We start from the raw sequence: 22486 nt of genomic DNA on the forward strand, positions 1-22486 counted from the left end.
AAAATTTCAAATTAATCTTGACAAAATTAGTAGGGTATAATAAAATTATGTTGAAAGTAATTCCTACTAAATCAGTATGAATTAGATTTCTATATAGAGGTGATAATATATGAAGTTGTCTACGAAAGGTAGATATGGATTAAAAGCAATGTTTGAATTAGCATTAAATCAAGATAATGGACCAGTATCATTAAAATTTATTGCTAAGAAACAGAAAATATCAGATCAGTACTTAGAACAAATATTTTCATCTTTAAAAAAATCAGGTCTAGTAAAAAGTGTAAGAGGTGCTCAAGGAGGATATTTGCTTTCAAAGAATGCTGAAGACATAACAGTAGGTGATATACTTGTAGTATTAGAAGGACCAGTTGCATTGTCTGACTGTGTACTAGATGAAGATGTATGTGAAAACTCAAACATGTGTGTAACGAAAATAGTTTGGGAAAAGATGAAAAAGGGTATAGAAGATGTTATAGATTCAATTACTCTAAAAGATATGATAAATGACTATAACAAAAATAAATTAGAAAATGATATAACAAATATTAAAAAATAGATTTGGAGATGAATGTAATGGAAAAAAGAAGATTGTATATGGATTATTCTGCAACAACACCTGTTAAAAAAGAAGTATTAGATGCAATGATGCCATACTTAACAGATTATTTTGGTAATGCATCTAGTTTTCACACATTCGGAAGAGAAGCAAAAGATGCATTAGATAAAGCAAGAGAACAAGTAGCAGACCTTATAAACGCTGAACCTAGTGAAGTGTATTTTACAGCTGGTGGTTCAGAAAGTGACAACTGGACATTAGAAGGTGTAGCTTATGCTAATAAAAATAAAGGCAATCATATAATAACTTCAAAGATAGAGCACCATGCGATACTTCATACATGTGAATACTTAGCAAAACATCACGGATTTGAAATAACTTATTTGGATGTTGATAGTGAAGGAAAAGTAGATTTAAAGGAATTAGAAGATTCTATAAAAGATACTACTATACTTATAAGTATAATGTTTGCAAATAATGAAATAGGAACTATACAACCTATTAAAGAAATATCTGAGATAGCTAAAAAACACAAGATATTATTCCACACTGATGCAGTACAAGCTACAGGTAATATTCCAGTAGATGTTAAAGAACTAGGAATAGACTTGATGAGTATGTCTTCACATAAAATATATGGACCAAAGGGTGTAGGAGCTTTATACATAAGAAAAGGTGTAAGACTTCATAACTTTGTTCATGGTGGAGCACAAGAAAAAAGTAAAAGAGCTGGTACAGAGAATATACCTGCAATAGTTGGATATGGAAAAGCAGCAGAATTAGCTAAAGCAAATATGCAAAATCATGTAGAGACTTTAACTCGTCTTAGAAATAAGCTAATAGATGGTGTGTTAGAAAGAATACCTTATACAAGAATAAATGGTAGTTTAGAAAATAGACTTCCAGGAAATGCAAACTTTGCATTTCAATTTATAGAAGGTGAAGGAATACTTTTATTATTAGATATGCTAGGAATTGCTGGTTCAAGCGGTTCTGCTTGTACTTCTGGTTCATTAGACCCTTCACATGTACTTCTTGCAATAGGTTTACCACATGAAATAGCACATGGTTCATTAAGACTTACAGTTGGAGATTTTACAACAGATGATGATATAGATTATATATTAGAGAATTTACCAAATGTTATAGAAAGACTTAGAAGTATGTCACCACTTTATGATGATGCGAAGAAACAAGGCTTAGTAAAGTAGACAGAGAGATAAAACATAAAAAATAGACATAAATTGAGTAGGAGGAAAAAATAATGCAATATAGTGATAAAGTTATGGAACATTTTATGAATCCAAGAAATATGGGAGAAATTGATAATGCAAGTGGTGTAGGTGAAGTTGGAAACCCTACATGTGGAGATATAATGAAGATATTTTTAGACATAGAAGGAGACATAATCAAGGATGTTAAGTTTAAGACATTTGGCTGTGGTTCAGCTATAGCAAGTTCTTCTATGGCAACTGAAATGATAAAAGGTAAAACTATAGCAGATGCATTAGAACTTACAAATAAAGCTGTTGCTGAAGCTTTAGATGGTTTACCACCAGTAAAGATGCATTGTTCAGTTTTAGCAGAACAAGCTGTAAAAGCAGCTCTTATAGATTATGCTCAAAAGAATAATATTCATATACCAGAATTAGATGGATATGTTATAGATGATGCTCATGACCATGATGTTGAGGAAGAAGAATAAAAATAAGGAATAATTTTCCAAAAATTGGTTTAAAACAATTTTAAAAAAGTGTATAATGATGTAGTAAAGAAAAATAGCCGTTTTCACGAAAATGGCTATTTTTTATTGCCCAGATTCCTTGTTTTAACCCGTTTTATAAATTAATCTAATAATAAAAAATATACACTTCTATAATCTCTAAACAATAAGAATATAATAAATCCCAGCAAATCAATCGTTTAGAAGGTTTTCATATATAAATATATTTTCAAAGAAATTATCTAAAAATGCTATTTTCGTGAAAAAGGCACATTTCAAATTAAAAACACTATTAGGGGGAAAAATTATGAAAGTACCAAAGAAAATAGCAGCAATTCTTACTATATCATTAGTAGTTAGCAGTGTAACAGTAGGCATATCAAATGCTCAAACGAACAGTGACACACTTAAAGGTTCTGGTAGATGGGAGACTGCTATACAAATAAGTAAAAAAGGATGGGATACATCTAAAAATGTAATATTAGTAAATGATAATACTATAGTGGATGCATTGACTGCAACTCCTTTTGCAAGTTCTAAAAATGCACCAATTCTTTTAACACAAAATAATAAATTAGATGATAGAACGAAGGCTGAAATAATAAGATTAAAAGCCGAAAAAGTATACTTAATAGGTGGAGTAAAAACTCTGGGTTCAGAAGTAGAAGCTCAATTAAAATCTCTAAAAATTGATACAGAAAGAATATCTGGAAATGATAGGTATCAAACATCTTTAGAATTAGCTAAAAAATTAGATGAATCTCTTGGAAGAAAAACTACTAGTAATATTTCAAAAATAGTTGTTGTTAATGGTGAAAAAGGTCTAGCTGACGCAGTAAGTGTAGGAGCAGCAGCAGCTCAAAATAAAATGCCAATAATACTTTCTAGTCCAAATGAGGGTATAAAATTATCGAGTCAATTTATAAAAGATAAAGGTATAAAAACATCTTATGTAATTGGTGGTGTAAAGTCAATCTCAGAAGCAACAAAAAATACTTTACCTAGTCCTAAAAGATTGTCAGGAAATGATAGAAATGAAACTAATGCTGCTGTTATAAGAGGTCTATACGAGACAAAAGAGTTGAAAAATGCATATATAACAAAAGATGGTATGAATAAACAAGGTGACCTTATAGACTCACTAGCAGTAGGTTCACTAGCAGCAAAAAATAATTCTCCAGTAGTTTTAGTTGGAAACAAGTTAAATAAAGAACAAGAAAAAGTATTGAATACTAAAAGCTTAAAAACAATCACACAGGTTGGAGGCTCAGGTAATGAAAATGCTTTTTCTGAAATAAAAAAATCACAATCTACAACAGTATATGAAGTTAAAAACTTAGAAGAATTAAAAACAGCCTTAGTTAAGGCTGATGCAAATGATGTTATAAATGTTAAGCCATCAGGAACTATATCAAATGATTTATCATTAAGTACTAATAATTCAATTTCTGTAAATTTAAACGGTACATATACAGGGACTATAGTAGTAACTGCTCCAAATGCAGATATAGTTAATAAAGGGACAATAAGTAAAGTATTAGTTAAAGACAGTAAAGGTGGAACAATAATAAATGAAAGTGGAGCAAAAATAGAAAAAGTAGAGATACAAAATAATTCTAGTAATGTTGTAGTTAAGAATAATGGTAAAATAACAAATATAAAAAATGATGCAACAGGAACAAATATAAAAAATGAAGGAACAATAACTGATAAAGTAGAAGGTTCTCAGAGTCCAAGTATAGATGGTACTAAACCAGGTGGAAGTTCATCTGGAGGTTCTTCATCAAGTGGAGGTAGTTCAGGTGGTGGTTCGTCTGTAAAAGACAAATTGATAACATCAATAACAGCACTTGAAGATTCAATAAAAATTCAAAATGTAGAAAATGGAACAGAGTTAAGCAGACTAAACTTACCAAAAGAGCTATCAGCAACAGTATCTGGAGTAGCTAATACTAAAGTAGGGGTAACCTGGAAAAGTACACCAGAGTATAGTCCTACAACATCAGGAACATATGTATTCAAGGCCAATTTAGCAAATGGATATAAACTATCAGAAGGATTATCACTACCAAGTATTACAGTAAAAGTAGCTGAACCTGTTAAAGTTGAGACAATAAAAATTAATAATACTGCTACATTAGAAAAAGCACTTGATTTACAAGAAGATGGTCAAATATGGGAAATAGATGGACAAATAAATGTCGAAAAGCCAATTGTTATAAATAAAAAAATAATTATAAATGGCATTAATGATGCTGAGTTAATAAAATCTGCAGAATTTACTGATACTATACCAGGATATGAAAATATAGTGACGTTAGACAGAATAGATAATGTAGAAATAAACAATCTAAAAGTAACTGGTTTAGATTCTGATAGGATAAATAAATCAGGAATGCATGTTTATTTATCAAAAAATATTAAATTAAATAATGTAACTTTGAATAACAATAAGGGTGCAGGTCTAATAGTAAATGGCTCATCAGTAACAGCTTCAAATCTTAGAACAAGTGGAAATGGATGGTATGGAGTAAATGTAGAATATGTAAAAGCTGATGGAGTTGTAAGTGAAACTAACGCAAACTTAACTTTGACAGATAATTGTAATATAAGTGAATATACTCCAATACAAACAGATAATTATGATAAAGATAAAGTTGTTGTTAATGGATTTGGAGAGTGTAAACTATCACAAGATTCAAAAACTGCTACTTGGGGCAAAGCTTCTATCACTATGAATGAACTTGTTAATATAACACAAGAAAATAAAATAGATGAAAATCAAGATGGTAGTATACCTAAATTTGAAAATACTGAAAATAGAACACCAGTAGAGATTACGCTAAACAAAGGTAAAAATGATTATCAGAATGTAAGAGTAAAAATAAAAGAGGAAGATGGTTCAGCAGGTTTAGGTGGAATACAATTAATTGCCAAAGATAGCAATGGAAATTGGTTTAACATAGTAAACACAGGATGGGGTCCAATGGAAGGATTTTCATTAAAAGATGCAACAACACCAGTTTATCTAGTTGGAAATACAGAAGGTACTTATAAAGTAAAAATACAGCTAGTTGATGTTAGTAATTCTAATAAAATAATAACAGAAACAACAGCATCAGTAGATGTAGTTAAGAATTAGTAAATAAAAAATTAACCTTAAATCTTTTAAAATTACTTAATAATATTATTTTTTTTAGAAAATAGAGCAAGCTATATTTTAAATAAATACAATGCTTGCTCTATATGGTATAATAATAAGTAATGCAAAAGATGAGGTGAAATTTGTTTATGAATAAAAAAGTAATGATAGGTATGAGTGGAGGAGTGGATAGCTCTGTAGCTGCATATCTTTTAAAACAACAAGGTTATGATGTCATTGGTGTTACTATGAAATTGTGGCAAGATGATGACGATGTTGAAAATGAAGGTGGTTGTTGCTCTTTATCAGCAGTTGAAGATGCTAGAAGAGTAGCAAATAAAATAGGTATACCATTTTATGTTCTAAATTTTAGAGAAGTATTTAAAGAAAAAGTAATAGATTATTTTATAGATGAATATTTAGAAGGAAAAACTCCTAATCCTTGTATAGCTTGTAATAAGCATATAAAATTTAATGATTTTTATAAGAAAGCTAGACAAATAGGTTGTGATTATGTGGCTACAGGTCACTATGCAAAGATAGAAAAGGATGAAAGTACAGGAAGATATTTGCTAAAAAAATCTGTTACGGATAAAAAAGACCAAACTTATGCACTTTATAATCTTACACAAGAACAACTAGAACATACTTTATTGCCAATAGGTGATTATGAAAAAGATAGAGTAAGAGAAATTGCTAAAGAAATGGGAATGGCAGTCCACAATAAGCCTGATAGTCAGGAAATTTGTTTTGTTAAAGATAATGACTATGCAAATTATGTAAAAAAACATTCTAAAAAGCGTATTGAAGAAGGTTTTTTTGTAGATACTAAAGGAAATATACTTGGAAAACACAAGGGTATACTATACTATACAATAGGTCAAAGAAAAGGTCTTGGAATTACCTTTGGGAAACCAATGTTTGTAATAGATATAAATCCAATAAATAATACTATAATTCTTGGAGATAATGAAGAATTGTTTAAAAAAGAACTTATTGCAAAAGATGTTAACTTTATATCAATAAATAAATTAGAAGAACCACTAAGAGTTCAAGCAAAAATAAGATATTCAGCAAAACCATCACCAGCGACTATTCACAAAATAGGAGAAGATACTATTAAAATAGTTTTTGATGAAGCTCAAAGGGCTATTACTAAAGGTCAATCTGTAGTAATGTATGATGGAGACCTGGTAGTAGGTGGAGGAATAATCGAGAAAAGTTTATAAAAACATCTAAAAAATTAAAAAAATAAACAATAAAGTATATTAAAGTGGAATAAAGTTTATAAAATAAATTTATTGTATATGGAAATATAGTATTGATTAATTTTGTAAAATTTAGTAATATAATTAGTATATTAATTAAAAAGCAAATACAGTGATAAGGAATAGTAAAATATTTGATGTCTTACAGAGAGAGGGAAAATGCTGGAAGCCCTTAGAATACAATATTTGAAGCAGCCTTTTAGTAGCAATCTTGAACAATTTATATTATGTAAAGAATATATAAGTAGAGATTGACGGTAGTTACGTTATAGCTAAGGTTTTCCGAAGATATCATAGTTTTTATGATAATTAGGGTGGTACCGCGATTGTCCTCGCCCCTATAAATTTATTTATAGGGACGAGGTTTTTTATTTAAACGAAAAAATAAAATTTATCAGGAGGAACATAATATGGAAAAGATGGGATTAAACGAAATAAGAAGTAAGTTTTTAGAGTTTTTTGAGTCAAAAGGTCATTATGTAGCAAATAGTTATTCTTTAGTACCAAACAATGACAAGAGTTTATTACTTATAAATTCAGGTATGGCACCTTTGAAAAACTATTTTTCAGGTGTAGAAGTACCTCCAAATGTAAGAATGTGTACATCTCAGAAATGTATAAGAACAGGAGATATAGAAAATGTAGGTATAACTGCAAGACACGCTACATTCTTTGAAATGATGGGTAACTTTTCATTTGGAGATTACTTTAAAAGAGAATCAATTAAATGGGGATGGGAATTTGTTACAGAATGGTTAAATATACCAGAAGATAAGATTTGGGTAACTGTATATGAAGAAGATGATGATTCTTATGATATATGGGCAAAAGAAATGAATTTCCCAGAAGAAAGAATGGTTAGACTTGGGAAAGATGATAATTTCTGGGAAATAGGTACAGGTCCTTGTGGTCCTTGTTCAGAAATTTATTTCGATAGAGGAGAAGAGTATGGATGTGATAATCCAGATTGTAAACCAGGCTGTGATTGTGATAGATATTTGGAATTTTGGAACCATGTATTTACTCAATTTGATAGAGATGAAGAAGGAAACTATAGCTTATTAGAAAGTAAAAATATAGATACAGGTATGGGTCTTGAAAGAATGGGATGTATCATGCAAGGAGTTGATACTATCTTTGAAGTAGATACAATTAAGTCTATATTAGAAGCAGTTGAGAAATTAACAGGAGTAAAATATGGAGAGAATCCAAAAAATGATATATCACTAAGAATAATAACTGACCATATAAGGGCTGTAACGTTCTTAGTTAGCGATGGAGTACTTCCATCAAATGAAGGAAGAGGATATGTTCTTAGAAGACTTCTTAGACGTGCTGCTCGTCATGGTAAATTATTAGGTGTAAAAGAATTATTTTTACAGAAACTAATAGATGAAGTTATAAAAGTAAATGATAAAGCATATCCAGTTTTAGTTGAAAAAGAAAGCTACATTAAAAAAGTAGTTGGTATAGAAGAAGAAAAATTCAATGAAACTATAGACCAAGGAACAGAAATATTAAATTCTTATATAGAAGTATTAAAAAGTGAAGGAAAAACTGTTTTAAGTGGTCAAGAAGCCTTTAAATTATATGATACTTATGGTTTCCCAATAGACTTGACTAAAGAAATCTTAGAAGAAGAACATTTATCTGTAGATGAAGAAGCTTTTAATGAAGAAATGGAAAAACAAAAAGAAAGAGCTAGAAATGCGAGAGGAAATATGGATGGAGAAAGTTGGAAGGAAGACCCTCTATCAAAATTAGAATCTACAGTTGATAGTATGTTTAATGGATATACTGAAATATATGGAGAAGGAATTATTGAAGCTATAGTTAAAGACGATGAGTTAGTTCAAAGTGCAAAAGAAGGCGATAAGGTATCTATAGTACTAGACAATACTACTTTCTATCCTGAAGGTGGAGGACAAGTTGGAGATTGTGGATTAATAACTAATGAAAACCTAGTTGTAGAAGTACTAAATACTAAAAAAGGAGCTAATAATAGTATAAAACATATAGGTGTAATAAAATCAGGAAAAATAAGCAATGGAGATAAAGTGAAGACACTGGTAGATGGAGAAATTAGAATGGCAGCTGCAAGAAATCACAGTGCTACGCATTTACTTCATAAGGCATTAAAAGAAGTATTAGGAGACCATGTTAATCAAGCTGGTTCTTTAGTTACTCCAGAAAGACTTAGATTTGATATTACTCACTTTGAAGCTATATCAAATGAAGAATTAAAAGTAATAGAAGAAAAAGTAAATAATGTTATTTTAGCGTCTTTAGACATAAAATGTGATATTATGAATATAAAGGAAGCTAAAGAAAAAGGAGCTACAGCACTATTTGGTGAAAAATATGGTGATGAGGTAAGAGTAGTTTCTATGGGAGATTATTCTACAGAACTTTGTGGAGGAACTCATTTGACAAATACTTCTCAAGTAGGAATGTTCAAGATATTATCTGAAGGTGGAGTAGCAGCAGGTGTAAGAAGAATAGAAGCAATAACAGGAAAAGCTGTTTATGAATATCTAAAAGAAAGAGACGGTATTATCTCTGAAGTTTGTGTAAGCTTAAAATCTAAGGAAGATAATTTAATTCAAAGAATAAGCTCTTTATTAGAAGAGAATAAAAATTTATCTAAAGAATTACATGATATGAAAGCTAAGATGAGTTTACAATCAGCTGATTCTATTTTTGATTCTAAAGTTGAAGTAAATGGAGTTAATTTAATAACTAATAAATTTGAAGGTATGGACATGGATACACTAAGAGAAACAGCAGATAATCTAAGAGATAAGCTTGGTTCTGGTGTAGTGGTACTAGCAAATGTAGTAGATGATAAAGTTAACTTTGTAGTTACTGCCACTAAAGATGTATTAGACAAGGGAATACATTCAGGTAATATTGTTAGAGAAGTTGCAAAAATAGCTGGAGGAAAAGGTGGTGGAAGACCTAATATGGCACAAGCAGGAGCTAGTGATGTATCTAAGGTTGACCAAGCTTTAAGCTATGCAAGTGAGGTTATTAAGACACAAGTTAAATAACATTCACTTAAGGAGGTTTTTAATTTGGAAAAAGATTTAGACTACACTATGAAATTTGAAGGGATACCAGAGGATAGAATGAGTGTAGGAGACACTATTGATTTTGTATATAAAGCACTAGTTGAAAAAGGATATAACCCTATAAATCAAATTATAGGGTATCTCCTTTCTGGTGATTCTAGCTATATAACTAGTCATAAAAATGCAAGAGCTATAATTAAAAAATTTGAAAGAGATGAGATACTTGAAGAAGTAATCACGCACTATCTGAATAGAAAGTAGGTCAAATAAATGAGAAAAAAGATTATGTCATTGTTTGCGGTAGTCATTATGATTTTTGTATCAACTGTCAGCTATAGTTTTGCTGAAGAAAAAGGCAAGGTTATATTTATTGATATGAATAGGACTAATCTTGGAAGTATGATGAATATCCCAATCTTAAAAAATGAGTTAGAAAAGAGAGGTTATATAGCTCTCATGAATATAAGAGGGGATCAAGGTACTGACGATAGAAGGTCTTATGCAAGTATGGGTGCAGGAACAAGAGCTAGTGTAACTACTGAAGACTATATCAATTTTCAAAAAGTAGACCAAGATACTTCTAAAGTTTTTGAAGTTGCAACAGGTCAAAAAGCTAAAGAAATAAATGATTTAAGTATTAATAAATCTATAAACGAAAATCTTGAGTATGGAGAGTATGGAGCAAACTTAGGTTCATTAGGTAAAACTTTATCTGAAAATGGTTTAAAGACATCTGTGATTGGAAATTCTGACATTATTGAAAATAATCAAGTAATTAAAAATAGAAATCTATGTTTAGTTGCTATGGACCAATATGGAAGAATTGATTTAGGTAATATTGATGATATTAACAAGAAAGATTCTAAAATGCCATTTGGAATGTCTACAGACTATAATAAGTTACTAGATGAGACTAAAAAATCTTATAATAATAGCGATGCTATATTTGTGGAACTTGGAGATACATATAGATTAGATATGTATAGATTGAACCTAAATGATAATACTTATGCTACAATGAAGAAAAACATTGTAAAAAATATAAATAAATATCTTGAACAAGTATTTTCTATGGTTGGAGAAAATGACACTGTTTATATATCAAGTGCGTTCCCAAGCGATTTAGATTATAAAAATAAAAGAAGACTTTCTCCAATAATAAAATTTAGTGGAGAAGGGAAAGGTCTATTGGAATCGGCCACAACAAGAAAGGCTGGGATTGTTGCAAATCTAGATGTTGGAGTAGATATATTAAATGAATTTGGTCTTAAAAATAAAGAGATGGTAGGCAGAAGTTACACTTTGGTAAACAAAGAAGACAATGCCAGTTATCTGAAATCACTTTATGAAAGGATAGTATCTATATCTTCAATAAGGTCAAGTATTATAAATGGATTTGTAGGAGTGATATCTGCCTCTTGGGTAATTGCAATGTTTGCAGTTTTCTTTAGAAATCACATGCCACATAAAGAGCGTGTATTCAAAGTACTTAAAGAGTTTATAAAATTGGGTATAATAATGCCACTATCATTTATGTTAGCTCCTTTGATGAATTTTAAAACTCCACTTTCAATATCTCTAGGGATATTTGCTACTACATTAATATTATACTTACTGGGTAGAAAATTATTTAAAGACAATGATATAAAACACATGGGATTTTTTGCGACACTTACTATTTTGGTCATAGTTATAGATTCTGTATTTGGAACATATTTAATGCAAAATAACATAATGAGTTATGATGCTGTTATTGGAGCTAGATACTATGGAGTAGGAAATGAATATGAAGGTGTAACTATAGCAAGTGCAGTATTTGGTTTAGCAGTACTATTACATTATAAGAAGGTCTCTAAAGCACTTGTTGTAATTTTTTCATTAATAATACTTATAACTAGTGCATATCCTTCAATGGGGGCAAATGTTGGTGGAGCTATATCGGAATGTGTAGCATATTTGTTGTTTATAATGCTTATATATGATATTAAATTAGACTTTAAGAAAGTTCTATTACTGGCTATTTCAGCTGTGGTTGTCGTTTGTGCATTTGCAGCTTTAGATATAGTTTCAGGTAGTGAATCTCATTTAGGTATGTTTGTACAGCGAATTTTCCTAAATGGGCCAGGAGAGATATTACAGACATTTGGAAGAAAAATTCAAATGAATATGCAATTAGCACAGACAAGTGTATGGGTAAATATTTTACTTGTAGGAATTGGAGTAATTGCAGTACTTATATTCAAGCCATCTAGACACTTTAGGAAGATAATGAACAACTTCCCAATCTTATTTAAAGGTTTTATTGCATCTATGGTTGGTTGTATAATTACTCTTTTAGTTAACGATTCTGGTATAGTTGCGGCATCTACAGCATCTATATATATACTTATACCACTTATAATAATAAGTATAAATATGATAATATTTGAAAAAAATAACTAAAGAATTTTTTACTGTTTATATACTATTTAAATAAAAAATGCAATATGATTACTAATGTAAACTGAACAGTTTACATCGAAAAATCATATTGCAATTTTTATGATTGATAATATGTATTTAACTTGTAGAATATAAATAAACAGAGGAGGCAATATGTTAGACGGAAGAATAATGGGGCTTGATGTTGGTGATAAAACTATTGGAGTTGCTGTGAGTGATTTAATGGGATTAACTGCACAAGGTGTAAAAACAATAAGAAGAGTTGGTAAGAAAAAAGATATTGAAGAAATAAAAGCAATAATAAAAGAAAAGCAAGTAAATAAAATTGTATCAGGATTGCCAAAAAATATGAATGGAACTCTAGGTCCACAAGGAGAAAAAGTAATCAAGTTTTGTGAGTTAGTAAAAGAAGAAACTGGTCTTGATGTAGATTTTTGGGATGAGAGACTTTCTACAGTAGCAGCAGAAAGATCTCTATTAGAGGCAGATGTAAGTAGACAAAAAAGAAAAAAGGTTATAGATATGTTAGCTGCAGTAATAATTTTGCAAGGATATTTAGATTTTAAAATAAATTCATAAAAGAGCTATAAAATTGAATACTTATGATATATAATATAAATAATAAAAATAAAAATAAATTTGAGGTGAATGACATTATGGAAGAAAATATAATAAATTTAATAGACGAAAATGGCGTTGAAAGCCAATTTGAAATAATATTAACATTAGAAGCAGAAGGAAAAGAATATGCAATATTAATGCCTTTAGATGATGAAGAGGCTGAAGAAGCTTTAATCTTCAGAATTGATGAAGACGAAGAAGGTGAAATATTAATACCTTTAGAAAGTGATGAAGAGTACGAAACTGTTGTAGCTGTATATACTGCTATAATGGAAGAAGAAGGTTTAAATTACGATGAAGATGACTCAAATGGACTTAACTAGATAAAGAATTAAGTTTGATATAAAAATTCAGATATTTATTATATTTGCTATAATTAAGATTTATTAATTATAAAAAGCATTTGTAGTATGTATCTGTTTTTTTATTTTTTATTAAAAATATTAAAAAAATTATAGATTTTGGTGAATAATATATCTTTTATGGGTATATATTTATATTGTGAGAATAAATTAAATTTTTTCAAATGTCTTGACAAAAAATGAATTATCAATTACAATATTATTTAATAAAGATTATCAATTGAAAATAGTAAGGGTGATGTTATGGCAAACACAATGGATTTATTAAAAGACAAGTTAAAAGAAACTGGTTTTAAGATTACGCCACAAAGAAGAGCAATAGTTGAAATATTGCTTAAACATGACCATTCACATCTAAGTAGTGAAGAAATCTATGATTTAGTTAGGGTTGACTGTCCTGAGATAGGTTTAGCTACTGTATATAGAACAATGCAGTTGTTAGATGAAATAGGATTAATATCAAAACTAAACTTAGACGATGGATGTATAAGATATGAGATTAGTCTACATAAAGAAGACTGTCATAATCATCATCATCTTATTTGTAAAAATTGTGGAAAGATAATGGAAGCTAAAGAAGACCTTTTAGACAATATAGAAAAAGAGATACAATCATTGTACAAATTTAAAATACTTGATCATGATGTTAAATTTTATGGACTATGTGATGAGTGTAATGGAATAAGCGACTCAGAAGAATAACCTTCTATTGCTTAATGTCAATGGAAGAATAGTATAGAACTTTTATATTCTATGCTATTCTTCCATTTTTTATTATAAATCAGTTATAAGATATAAATATATAATTTTCAAAGTGTTTATAGTTTTAATATCGAAAATATAATTAATCCTATAAGTATGAAAATGAATGATTTTTCTATAAAATTACTAAATGGACCTCCAACTGTTAAAAAACCTAAAGAAATTTTTTTCTCGCTTAACGGATAAAAAATTGGTATTCCTTGTTTTGTAAATAAATCTCCTAAAAACATATGACTTGCATAACCAAGTGTCCCATAAAAAGATAAATTATTAATACTAGTGATTAATTCTATCTGTTTTAGTAAAAAATATATTATTATAGTTGCAAATATGCTATGAGAAAAACTTCTGTGCTTCAACCAGGGAAAAATTGACAACATTAGACAAAAAATTGTAAAATATATTTCAACTTCTATGATGTATAAGCATATAGCTAATAGTATAAATATTAATGATAGAAAAACTTTTCTAAGAAACGTGTGGGTTAGTTTTGCTTCAATAATTATAATTGCAATAAATGTAATTATTGCACTTAAATAAAAATTATCATTTATATTTATTGAAATAAAGAAAATAATAATATTAACAGCATATATAAAAATTCTATATATGTATTTGGATATATTGTTTTTTAGAATAAAATTTGAGACCATAGAATTAGATTTATCCAAATCGGGCAGTACAGCGAAAGTAGCTGAAACTAAAATGTCAACTAAAGATATAGGAATTTTAAATATCAAAGACGTTTGGATAGCTGTTAAGATTCCTATTGCACAATGAGTTTTACCACGCATAAATCCTCCTAAAATATCCGATATTAAATTATATAATATTTAGAGGATATCAAAATAAAATAGGTTTGTCAAAATAATACGTTAAATGTATTTTAAATATAGCTTAAAATATGATACGAATTATGGTACAATAAGAATAACTGGTAGCGAGTGCGTGATTTGATATTATTTAGGATTGTAGAACGTGTTAAAAAATTAAATAGACAGAAGGAGATGATGCAATTGTTCAAAAAGAACACCAACAAGATAAAGGTAATGGCCTTAGGTGGACTTAACGAAGTTGGAAAAAATATGACTGTTGTTGAGTATAAAGATGAAATAATTGTTATAGATGCTGGACTTAGTTTTCCAGAAGATGAAATGTTAGGGGTAGATATAGTTATACCAGATATAACTTATTTAGTCAAAAATAGGGATAAAATAAAGGGTATATTTATTACACATGGACATGAAGACCATATAGGGGCTCTTCCATATATATTAAAGAAAATAAATGTGCCTGTGTATGGAGCAAGACTTAGTATAGGTCTTATACAAGTGAAACTTAAAGAACATAAGATGAATAATGTTAAGTTAAATGTCATAACTCCAAGACAAGTTATAAAACTTGATAACATGGAAGTAGAGTTTTTGAAAAATAATCATAGTATACCAGATGCTTACTCTATTGCAGTACACACAGACCAAGGTATAATATACCATACAGGAGACTTTAAGATTGATTTGACTCCTATTGATGGTGATGTTATGGATATGCATAGACTCTGTGAGTTAAGCAAAAAAGGAGTTCTTTTAATGCTAGCTGATAGTACTAATGCAGAAAAACCAGGATTTACTATGTCTGAAAAGACTGTTGGAGTAGGTCTTGATGAATTATTTGCAAAAGGAAATGGCAGAAGGATTATAGTTGCTACGTTTGCATCCAACATACACAGATTACAACAAATAATAAATACAGCTGAAAAGTTTAATAGAAAAGTTGCTATATCAGGTCGCTCAATGGTCAATGTAGTTGGAGTTGCAAAAGAATTAGGATATCTAGATATTTCTGATGATATGCTTATAGATTTAAATGATATATGCAAATATGAAGATAGTGAATTAGTGATAATAACAACTGGTTCACAAGGTGAACCTATGTCAGCTCTTGCTAGAATGGCTTTTTCAGAACACAAAAAAGTAGAAATAAAGAGTGGCGATTTAGTTATAATATCTGCTCATCCAATACCAGGAAATGAAAAATTAATATCAAGAGTAATCAATTTCTTATTTGAAAAGGGAGCAGAAGTAGTTTATAGCGATATAGCTGATATACACGTTTCTGGACATGCCTGTCAGGAAGAATTAAAATTGATACATGCATTAGTTAGACCTAAATTTTTTATGCCAGCTCATGGTGAATATAGAATGTTAAAAAGACATGCTGAAATAGCTGAACAACTTGGTATGGACAAAGAAAATATTTTTGTCATGCAAACAGGAGATGTTTTGGAATTAGATAAGAATTCTGCTAAAGTAGCAAATCGTATACAAACAGGAAACATACTAGTCGATGGATTAGGTGTGGGCGATGTAGGTAATATAGTCTTAAGAGATAGAAAGCATTTATCAGAAGATGGTCTTATGATAGTTGTAGTGACTATTTCTAAGGATGAAGGTAAAGTTTTGGCAGGTCCAGACATAATTTCTAGAGGCTTTGTATATGTAAGAGAGTCAGAAGATTTAATGGATGGAGCAAAAGATATAATCAAGAATGTCTTAAATGAATGTGAAGAGAAAAATATTAAAGAGTGGGCTTATTTAAAGAATAATATCAAAGAAAACTTAAAAGAATATTTATATCAAAAAACTAAACGAAATCCAATGATACTTCCTATAATAATGGAAGTGTAATATATAAAAAACTATAAAATTGAAAATTAGACCTCTTATAATTTTTAAAATAATATCAAAAATCCAATTGATACTATCTTAAGAATTATAAGGGGTCTTTTTAATTTATCATGTTGAAAATATATATATTACATAAAATACCAATTATAACAATCTTTTATTAGTAAAAACTAATTATATATAAATTTTACTAATAGGAGGATTCTTATGGATAATATTTCAAGACAAAATGCTATAAAAGCTTTGAAACAAACTAAAATGGAAATAGCAGGAGAATATGGAATGAATTATGAAGATGCTTTTGAAATAATAGAAAATGCATCTAATAAAGGTGTTTTAGAAGGTTATTTTAAAAAGCTTGAGAAGAAAAAAAATTTAGGTCAAGGTATATCTAGGCATTTAGAATAAAAAAAGTTAAATGTGAGAAAATAAGTTTAAATAAACTTTAAGAGGTGACATCGATGAAAAAATTAGCTAGTACTGCTTTGGCTATATTACTTGCGTTTACTCCTTTAAGCTTTTCTTTTGCAAATAATAAGGAAAATGCTGATGCCAACCAACTAAATATATCTTCAAAATCAGCAATTTTGATGGATGTTGGCAGTGGACAAATTTTATATGAAAAGGATGCTCATAAAAAGCTTCCTCCTGCAAGTGTAACAAAGGTAATGACAATGCTACTTATCGTAGAAGCTTTGGATTCAGGTAAGGTTAAGCTTGATGATGAAGTTCAAGTAAGTGAAACTGCATCTAGTATGGGTGGTAGTCAAATATTCTTAGAGCCAGGAGAAACTCAAAAGGTTGATACATTATTAAAAGGTATAGCTGTTGCTTCAGCAAATGATGCCTGTGTTGCTATGGCTGAACATTTAGCTGGAAGTGTTGAAGGATTTGTTGATAGAATGAATGCTAAAGCAAAAGAGTTAAATATGAATGATACTCATTTTGCAAATACAAATGGACTTCCAGTTGCAAATCACTATACATCTGCTCATGATATAGCTTTAATGTCTAGAGAACTGTTAAAGCATGAAATGATAAGTAAATACTTAACTACATGGATGGATAAAGTTGTAGTAGGAAAAAAACAAGTTACAGTAGGTCTTGCAAATACTAATAAACTTATAAAGCATTATCAAGGAGCAACTGGTGTTAAAACTGGATTTACTCAAGAAGCAAAATACTGTTTATCAGCAGCTGCAAAGAGAGGTAATACTCATCTGGTTGCAGCAACTTTGGGAGCAGAGACTTCTCCAGAAAGATTTAACGATGCATCTAGTCTTTTGAACTATGGATTTGCTAATTATGAAAGCGTTAAGCTATGCAGTAAAGGAGATAATATAGCAACACTTACATTGGATAAGGCTGATGAAAACAAAGTTAAATTAGTTGCTAAGGAAGATTTAAATGCTCTTATCAAAAAAGGAAGTTCTAAAGAATTTGAGAAGAAAATTGAAATAGTAAAAAATCCTAAAATGCCAATTAAAAAAGGAACTGTTTTAGGAAAGATAAAGATATGTAAGGATAAAAAAGTAATAGGCGAAGTGGAATTAATAAATACTAAAGATATAAATAAGGCAAGCTATCTACAAATGCTTCAAAGAATAATTGATAATATGATATAAATAATTACCAAATGATATACAACCATAATCCACATAAAAAATACCCGTATAGAATTATTTACTATAGGGGTATTTTTATTTATTGTTTATAGAAGGATTTTATAATTTTATGTTTTTTATAGAGAGTTAGAAAAATATATAAAACTTAAAATATTATTTAATATTTATCTAAGTAAAGGCATGCTACCAGTAAGTTTATTTACTTTCTTTTTGTTTCCATAGATTGCTATACCAAAATACTGTAGTTCATCTTCTGGTACATTAGCAATTCTTTGAATAAACTCATCATAAACATTACAGCTTTGTGCAACATCTGAAAAGTCTACAACAGTTAGTTCTTCAAAGTCAGTACTATATAGTTTTTTACGTAAATCTTTTATAAGTTCTTTGTTTCCTTTTAAAATAGGTACAGGAAGTTCGACTATTCCTAAGTGACTATTTCCTGTTTTATCAATCACATCTGAACCAACAGTTTCTGGTGCATATTTTCCTAGTGTGATTCCCATTATAGCTGCTGTATTTGATATAATTCCCATTGGTAAATTTTCATCTATTACCATAATACATTTTGAATTTTTAGTTTCCATTTTTAATTCCCCTTTTCGTTTTATTTGAAGTTGTTTTTGTCATTGTTTATAAATATGTTTTGATACTGCTTTGGTGTAAGACCAATAAAGTTCTTAAAGAAATTTGTAAAGTGACTTTGGTCTACAAATCCTGTCTGTATGGCAGCATCTATAGGTTCTACCCCTTTTTCCAAAAGTCTCTTAGCCTTATTTACTCGTATATTTTCTAAGTATCTATATGGTGTAATACCTTTTAATTTTGTAAAGTTGCGAAGTAATGAGTATTTATTCATTCCTGCTATAGTACTTAATTCATCAAGCAATATATGTTCAGCATAATTGTTTTCTAAATAGTCACAGACTGCTTGGATTTCTATACTTGTTTTCTCTAAGTTAAATTGCAGATTTGGTTCTGTATATTCTTCAATTAATTGTTCAATTAGAAAGAAAAAAAGTTCCTCTTTTTTAAAATCTAGTTCTTCTTCCATGATTATATGATGTAATTCTTGTAGTAGAGGTACTAGCTCACTACGAAATATTACAGATTGATTAAACTTAGGTAAATAATTTTCACCCGTAATTTCAAATACAGTTTTTTTCATTATTTCTGGCTTAATATTTATACATCTGTAATCGAGTACTTTGTTATCTATTTGTTCACAAGTATGACTATCAAAAGGGTTAAAAAGTAGTAAATCCCCAGTACTGGTAGTATACTCTTTATTTTTACAAGATAAATATCTTTGACCTTTTTCTATAAAACCAATTACATAATGTTCATGAAAATGGTTTGGGAATTTTTGCATTATACCTTTAAATCTATATGCTTCGACTTTCAATTCTTTATCAAAACATACTGTGCGCTCTTCTTGTTTCACTTAAGTAACCTCCCTTCACATTATACAAAGTGTAACACATATTTTTTTGTAGTTCTTGTATGATATTGACTAAAATCTAAATATGAATAAAAAAATAGCAACTTTATCTATTTTAGTTGCTATTTTTATTTATATGTAATTTATTTTGCTAAATTATTAAGTGTATCTCCAGCAATTCTATATACTGTCCAATCTTTCATTGGCTCTGCACCCATTGATATGTAAAAATCTATACTTGGTTTGTTCCAATCTAGGCACCACCACTCCAAACGACCACATCCACGTTCTATGGCGATGCTTGCTAATTTTTTTAAAAATGCTTTACCATATCCTTTACCACGAAACTCTGGCTTAACATATAAGTCTTCTAAATAAATTCCTGCACGACCAAGAAAAGTCGAAAAATTATGAAAAAATAGAGCAAAGCCTATAGCTTTATTATCATATTCACCAATCAGAACCTCAGCTTTTTTCTTTACAAATAGCCATTCATTGAGTATCTCTTCTGTAGCAACAACTTCATCTAACAGATTCTCATAAGAAGCAAGTTCCTTTATGAAATTTAGAATAAGATGTGTATCTGATTCAACTGCATATCTAAATTTAAGTTCATTTTTTCCCACAATATTGTTCATTTTAGTACTCCTTTCATCAGTGATACATAAATAAAATAACAATAATGTCAATTCATGTCAACATAATATTGTATTTACAATAGGTGTAATTATTATATTTTCACAGTGAATATGATATAATAATAAAAGTTATAAAATAAAAAGTGAATTTTAATTTTATGTCTGTATGCTAAAATCATTATAATATAAAATAATTTTGCTTATAAGTTATTTAATTGTTATAATAATATTAAAAATTTAATTTAGGAGATGTACATTAATGTTAAGTATGAATATAGGAGAAATAGTAGCAAGTTTAGTTGGTATAGCTATGGCAATATCAATACATGAGTTTGGCCATGCTTATTCAGCTCACTTATTGGGAGATGATACAGCTAAATCTTATGGTAGAATGACATTAAATCCTGTAAGACATGTTGACCCAATTGGTCTTTTGGCTATGTTTATTCTTAGAATAGGATGGGCAAAACCAGTACCAGTAAACCCAAATAACTTTAAAAACTACAAGATAGGAAATCTGATAGTTTCACTTGCAGGTGTTTTTTGTAATCTTTTGACCGCCATACTTTGTGTAATTATAAATAAGTATGTGCATATGTATGCGATAAACACAATAGCTGAATACGTGTTTTTATATAGTATTGGATTTGCCGCTTTTAATTTACTTCCAATACCACCACTTGATGGATGGGGAGTAATATCTACATTTGTACCATATAAATGGAATGAATATGTGTATAAATTTGAAAGTATGAGTTATATAATTTTATTAATTGCTTTATTTACTGGTATATATAGAATAATATTAACACCAATATATGCTGTGTTACTAAAAATAGTATATTTATTTGTTTAATACAAATAAATAGATTAAAGAGGGATTGATATGAAGTATAATATACAATTGCAAGTCTATGAGGGGCCATTAGATTTACTGTATGATTTAATAACAAAACATAAGATAGACATAAAGGATATATCTATAATAGATATAACTAAGCAGTATTTAAATTATCTGAAATTATTAGATAAAATGGACTTAGAAATAACTAGTGAATTTATAACTATGGCATCAAAACTCCTAGAGATAAAATCCAAATATCTACTTTATAAACAAAAGGATGAAGAAGAAGACCCAAGGATAGAACTTATGGAAAAATTAGAAGAATATAGAAAGTTCAAGATAGCATCACAAGATATAAAAGAAAATGTAGCTTGTGTCAATGAGAGATTTTATAGAAATAAAGAAGAAATAATTATTGATGATAATGTAGATTTAGAAGATATATCAATAGAAGCAATAAAAAATATACTTCCATACATATTTAAAGTTAAAACATCACAAATTGAAAATTCTAATGATGAGAAACTAGATAAAATAGTAAGGAAGAAGATAATATCTGTAGAAGAAAAAATATTATATATAAGAGATATTATAAAAGAGAAGCTTGAAGTTACTTTTACAAATATCATAAAATCATATGAAAATGATGAAATAATTGCTACATTTTTATCTATATTAGAGCTAATAAAAGAAAAAGAAATAGTAGTAGTGCAGGATATATTTTTTGATGATATTCTAATAAGAAAAAGTTCGGAGTGTTAAAATGAAAAGAGAAGATATAAAGTATATTATAGAATCTGTTATGTTTGCATATGGAGAACCAATAAGTATAAAAGAATTAAACTATATAATAAATGAAGAACTTTCATCAAAAGAGATAGAGATTATGTTAAATTCACTTATTGAGGAATATAGAGAAAAAAATAGAGGTATCCAGATAATTAAGTTAGAAAACAAATACCAAATGTGTACAAATAAAGATTATGCAGAATATATAAAGAAGATTATTGAACCAAAGAAAAAGAAAAGTTTGAGTCAAGCTACATTAGAAACTCTTACTATAATTGCTTATAAACAACCAATAACAAAAGTGGAGATAGAAGATATAAGAGGAGTAAAATGTGATAAGGTACTACAAACTTTATTTGAAAATGAGCTTATAAGAGAGGCTGGGAGGCTTAACAAGATAGGCAAACCGATAATTTATAAAACAACGGATGAATTTTTAAAATTATTGAATATAGAAACTCTTGAAGAGTTACCTCCTATAGAAAATTATCAAGAAGTAGCGACAAATGAATAAA

At 28.9% G+C, this 22486-nt stretch carries 21 protein-coding genes and 1 other annotated feature; of the genes, 17 read left to right on the top strand and 4 right to left on the bottom strand.

The genetic code is table 11. The annotated features are described in order from the left end of the window. Positions 1–109 precede the first annotated feature (109 nt). The 11 genes from ACTG44_RS06640 (at position 110) to ACTG44_RS06690 (ending at position 13887) form a co-directional block, all read left to right on the top strand. The gene (locus ACTG44_RS06640) at positions 110–556 is read left to right on the top strand and encodes an RrF2 family transcriptional regulator (RefSeq protein WP_003419409.1); all 447 of its coding nucleotides are present in this window, start codon (positions 110–112) and stop codon (positions 554–556) included. Positions 557–573: 17 nt separating this feature from the next. After that, a complete protein-coding gene (gene nifS / locus ACTG44_RS06645; RefSeq protein ID WP_021384067.1) occupies positions 574–1767 on the top strand; it encodes a cysteine desulfurase NifS in 1194 nt (397 codons plus the stop codon). A 53-nt stretch (positions 1768–1820) separates the two neighbouring features. Next, entirely contained in the window at positions 1821–2261 is a 441-nt protein-coding gene (gene nifU / locus ACTG44_RS06650) for a Fe-S cluster assembly scaffold protein NifU (protein WP_021384029.1), read from the top strand. A gap of 325 nt (positions 2262–2586) precedes the next feature. After that, positions 2587–5421, top strand: a complete 2835-nt coding sequence (locus ACTG44_RS06655; RefSeq protein ID WP_479921486.1) for a cell wall-binding repeat-containing protein — start codon at positions 2587–2589, stop codon at positions 5419–5421. 149 nt (positions 5422–5570) lie between these two features. Continuing rightward, entirely contained in the window at positions 5571–6650 is a 1080-nt protein-coding gene (gene mnmA / locus ACTG44_RS06660) for a tRNA 2-thiouridine(34) synthase MnmA (protein ID WP_021384032.1), read from the top strand. Between the two features lie 142 nt (positions 6651–6792). Continuing rightward, positions 6793–7032 (top strand) — a binding site (T-box leader). A 67-nt stretch (positions 7033–7099) separates the two neighbouring features. Further along, on the top strand, positions 7100–9739 hold the full coding sequence (gene alaS, locus ACTG44_RS06665; protein WP_479918404.1) for an alanine--tRNA ligase: 2640 nt from the start codon (positions 7100–7102) through the stop codon (positions 9737–9739). A gap of 24 nt (positions 9740–9763) precedes the next feature. Beyond that, the gene (locus ACTG44_RS06670) at positions 9764–10021 is read left to right on the top strand and encodes an IreB family regulatory phosphoprotein (RefSeq protein WP_003419418.1); all 258 of its coding nucleotides are present in this window, start codon (positions 9764–9766) and stop codon (positions 10019–10021) included. Positions 10022–10030: 9 nt separating this feature from the next. Further along, positions 10031–12202, top strand: coding sequence for a hypothetical protein (locus tag ACTG44_RS06675; RefSeq protein ID WP_479921487.1), 2172 nt, complete (start codon positions 10031–10033; stop codon positions 12200–12202). Positions 12203–12355: 153 nt separating this feature from the next. Further along, positions 12356–12781: a Holliday junction resolvase RuvX gene (gene ruvX / locus ACTG44_RS06680; RefSeq protein ID WP_021384054.1), complete on the top strand. Its 426-nt coding sequence runs from the start codon at positions 12356–12358 to the stop codon at positions 12779–12781. A 77-nt stretch (positions 12782–12858) separates the two neighbouring features. Then, positions 12859–13146 carry a DUF1292 domain-containing protein gene (locus ACTG44_RS06685; protein WP_021384007.1) on the top strand — a complete coding sequence of 96 codons (288 nt, stop codon included), beginning with the start codon at positions 12859–12861 and terminating at the stop codon, positions 13144–13146. 282 nt (positions 13147–13428) lie between these two features. Beyond that, the gene (locus tag ACTG44_RS06690; RefSeq protein WP_021384065.1) at positions 13429–13887 is read left to right on the top strand and encodes a Fur family transcriptional regulator; all 459 of its coding nucleotides are present in this window, start codon (positions 13429–13431) and stop codon (positions 13885–13887) included. Between the two features lie 116 nt (positions 13888–14003). Here the strand turns inward: ACTG44_RS06690 and ACTG44_RS06695 are convergent, their stop codons facing one another. Next, a complete protein-coding gene (locus ACTG44_RS06695) occupies positions 14004–14741 on the bottom strand; it encodes a metal-dependent hydrolase (RefSeq protein ID WP_021384024.1) in 738 nt (245 codons plus the stop codon). Positions 14742–14957: 216 nt separating this feature from the next. Here ACTG44_RS06695 and ACTG44_RS06700 point away from each other — a divergent pair, with 216 nt between their 5' ends. The 3 genes from ACTG44_RS06700 to ACTG44_RS06710 all read left to right on the top strand — a co-directional run bounded on the left by ACTG44_RS06700 (position 14958) and on the right by ACTG44_RS06710 (position 18259). Beyond that, positions 14958–16634 (top strand): ribonuclease J, encoded by a 1677-nt coding sequence (locus ACTG44_RS06700; protein WP_079746946.1) that lies wholly within the window; start codon positions 14958–14960, stop codon positions 16632–16634. Between the two features lie 207 nt (positions 16635–16841). Then, the gene (locus ACTG44_RS06705; RefSeq protein WP_021384062.1) at positions 16842–17042 is read left to right on the top strand and encodes a CD1290 family small acid-soluble spore protein; all 201 of its coding nucleotides are present in this window, start codon (positions 16842–16844) and stop codon (positions 17040–17042) included. Between the two features lie 53 nt (positions 17043–17095). Next, positions 17096–18259, top strand: coding sequence for a D-alanyl-D-alanine carboxypeptidase family protein (locus tag ACTG44_RS06710; protein WP_021384057.1), 1164 nt, complete (start codon positions 17096–17098; stop codon positions 18257–18259). Positions 18260–18423: 164 nt separating this feature from the next. On the opposite strand, the gene ACTG44_RS06715 is transcribed toward ACTG44_RS06710, so the two are convergent. From ACTG44_RS06715 to ACTG44_RS06725, 3 genes are all read right to left on the bottom strand, one after another. Beyond that, positions 18424–18846 (bottom strand): DUF2000 domain-containing protein, encoded by a 423-nt coding sequence (locus ACTG44_RS06715; protein WP_479921488.1) that lies wholly within the window; start codon positions 18844–18846, stop codon positions 18424–18426. Positions 18847–18866: 20 nt separating this feature from the next. Beyond that, positions 18867–19703, bottom strand: a complete 837-nt coding sequence (locus tag ACTG44_RS06720; protein ID WP_021384016.1) for an AraC family ligand binding domain-containing protein — start codon at positions 19701–19703, stop codon at positions 18867–18869. Positions 19704–19843: 140 nt separating this feature from the next. Further along, positions 19844–20338, bottom strand: a complete 495-nt coding sequence (locus ACTG44_RS06725) for an N-acetyltransferase family protein (protein ID WP_479918408.1) — start codon at positions 20336–20338, stop codon at positions 19844–19846. 259 nt (positions 20339–20597) lie between these two features. On the opposite strand from ACTG44_RS06725, the gene ACTG44_RS06730 reads away from it, so the two are divergent. From ACTG44_RS06730 to scpB, 3 genes are read left to right on the top strand one after another with little or no spacing between them, the layout of a single operon-like run. Continuing rightward, positions 20598–21194, top strand: coding sequence for a site-2 protease family protein (locus ACTG44_RS06730; protein ID WP_021384047.1), 597 nt, complete (start codon positions 20598–20600; stop codon positions 21192–21194). A 30-nt stretch (positions 21195–21224) separates the two neighbouring features. Next, positions 21225–21944, top strand: a complete 720-nt coding sequence (locus tag ACTG44_RS06735; protein ID WP_479921489.1) for a segregation and condensation protein A — start codon at positions 21225–21227, stop codon at positions 21942–21944. Between the two features lies 1 nt (position 21945). Beyond that, a complete protein-coding gene (scpB, locus tag ACTG44_RS06740; protein WP_021384030.1) occupies positions 21946–22485 on the top strand; it encodes an SMC-Scp complex subunit ScpB in 540 nt (179 codons plus the stop codon). Position 22486: the final 1 nt, after the last annotated feature.

The sequence above is a fragment of the Clostridioides sp. LIBA-2809 genome, from assembly GCF_056688965.1.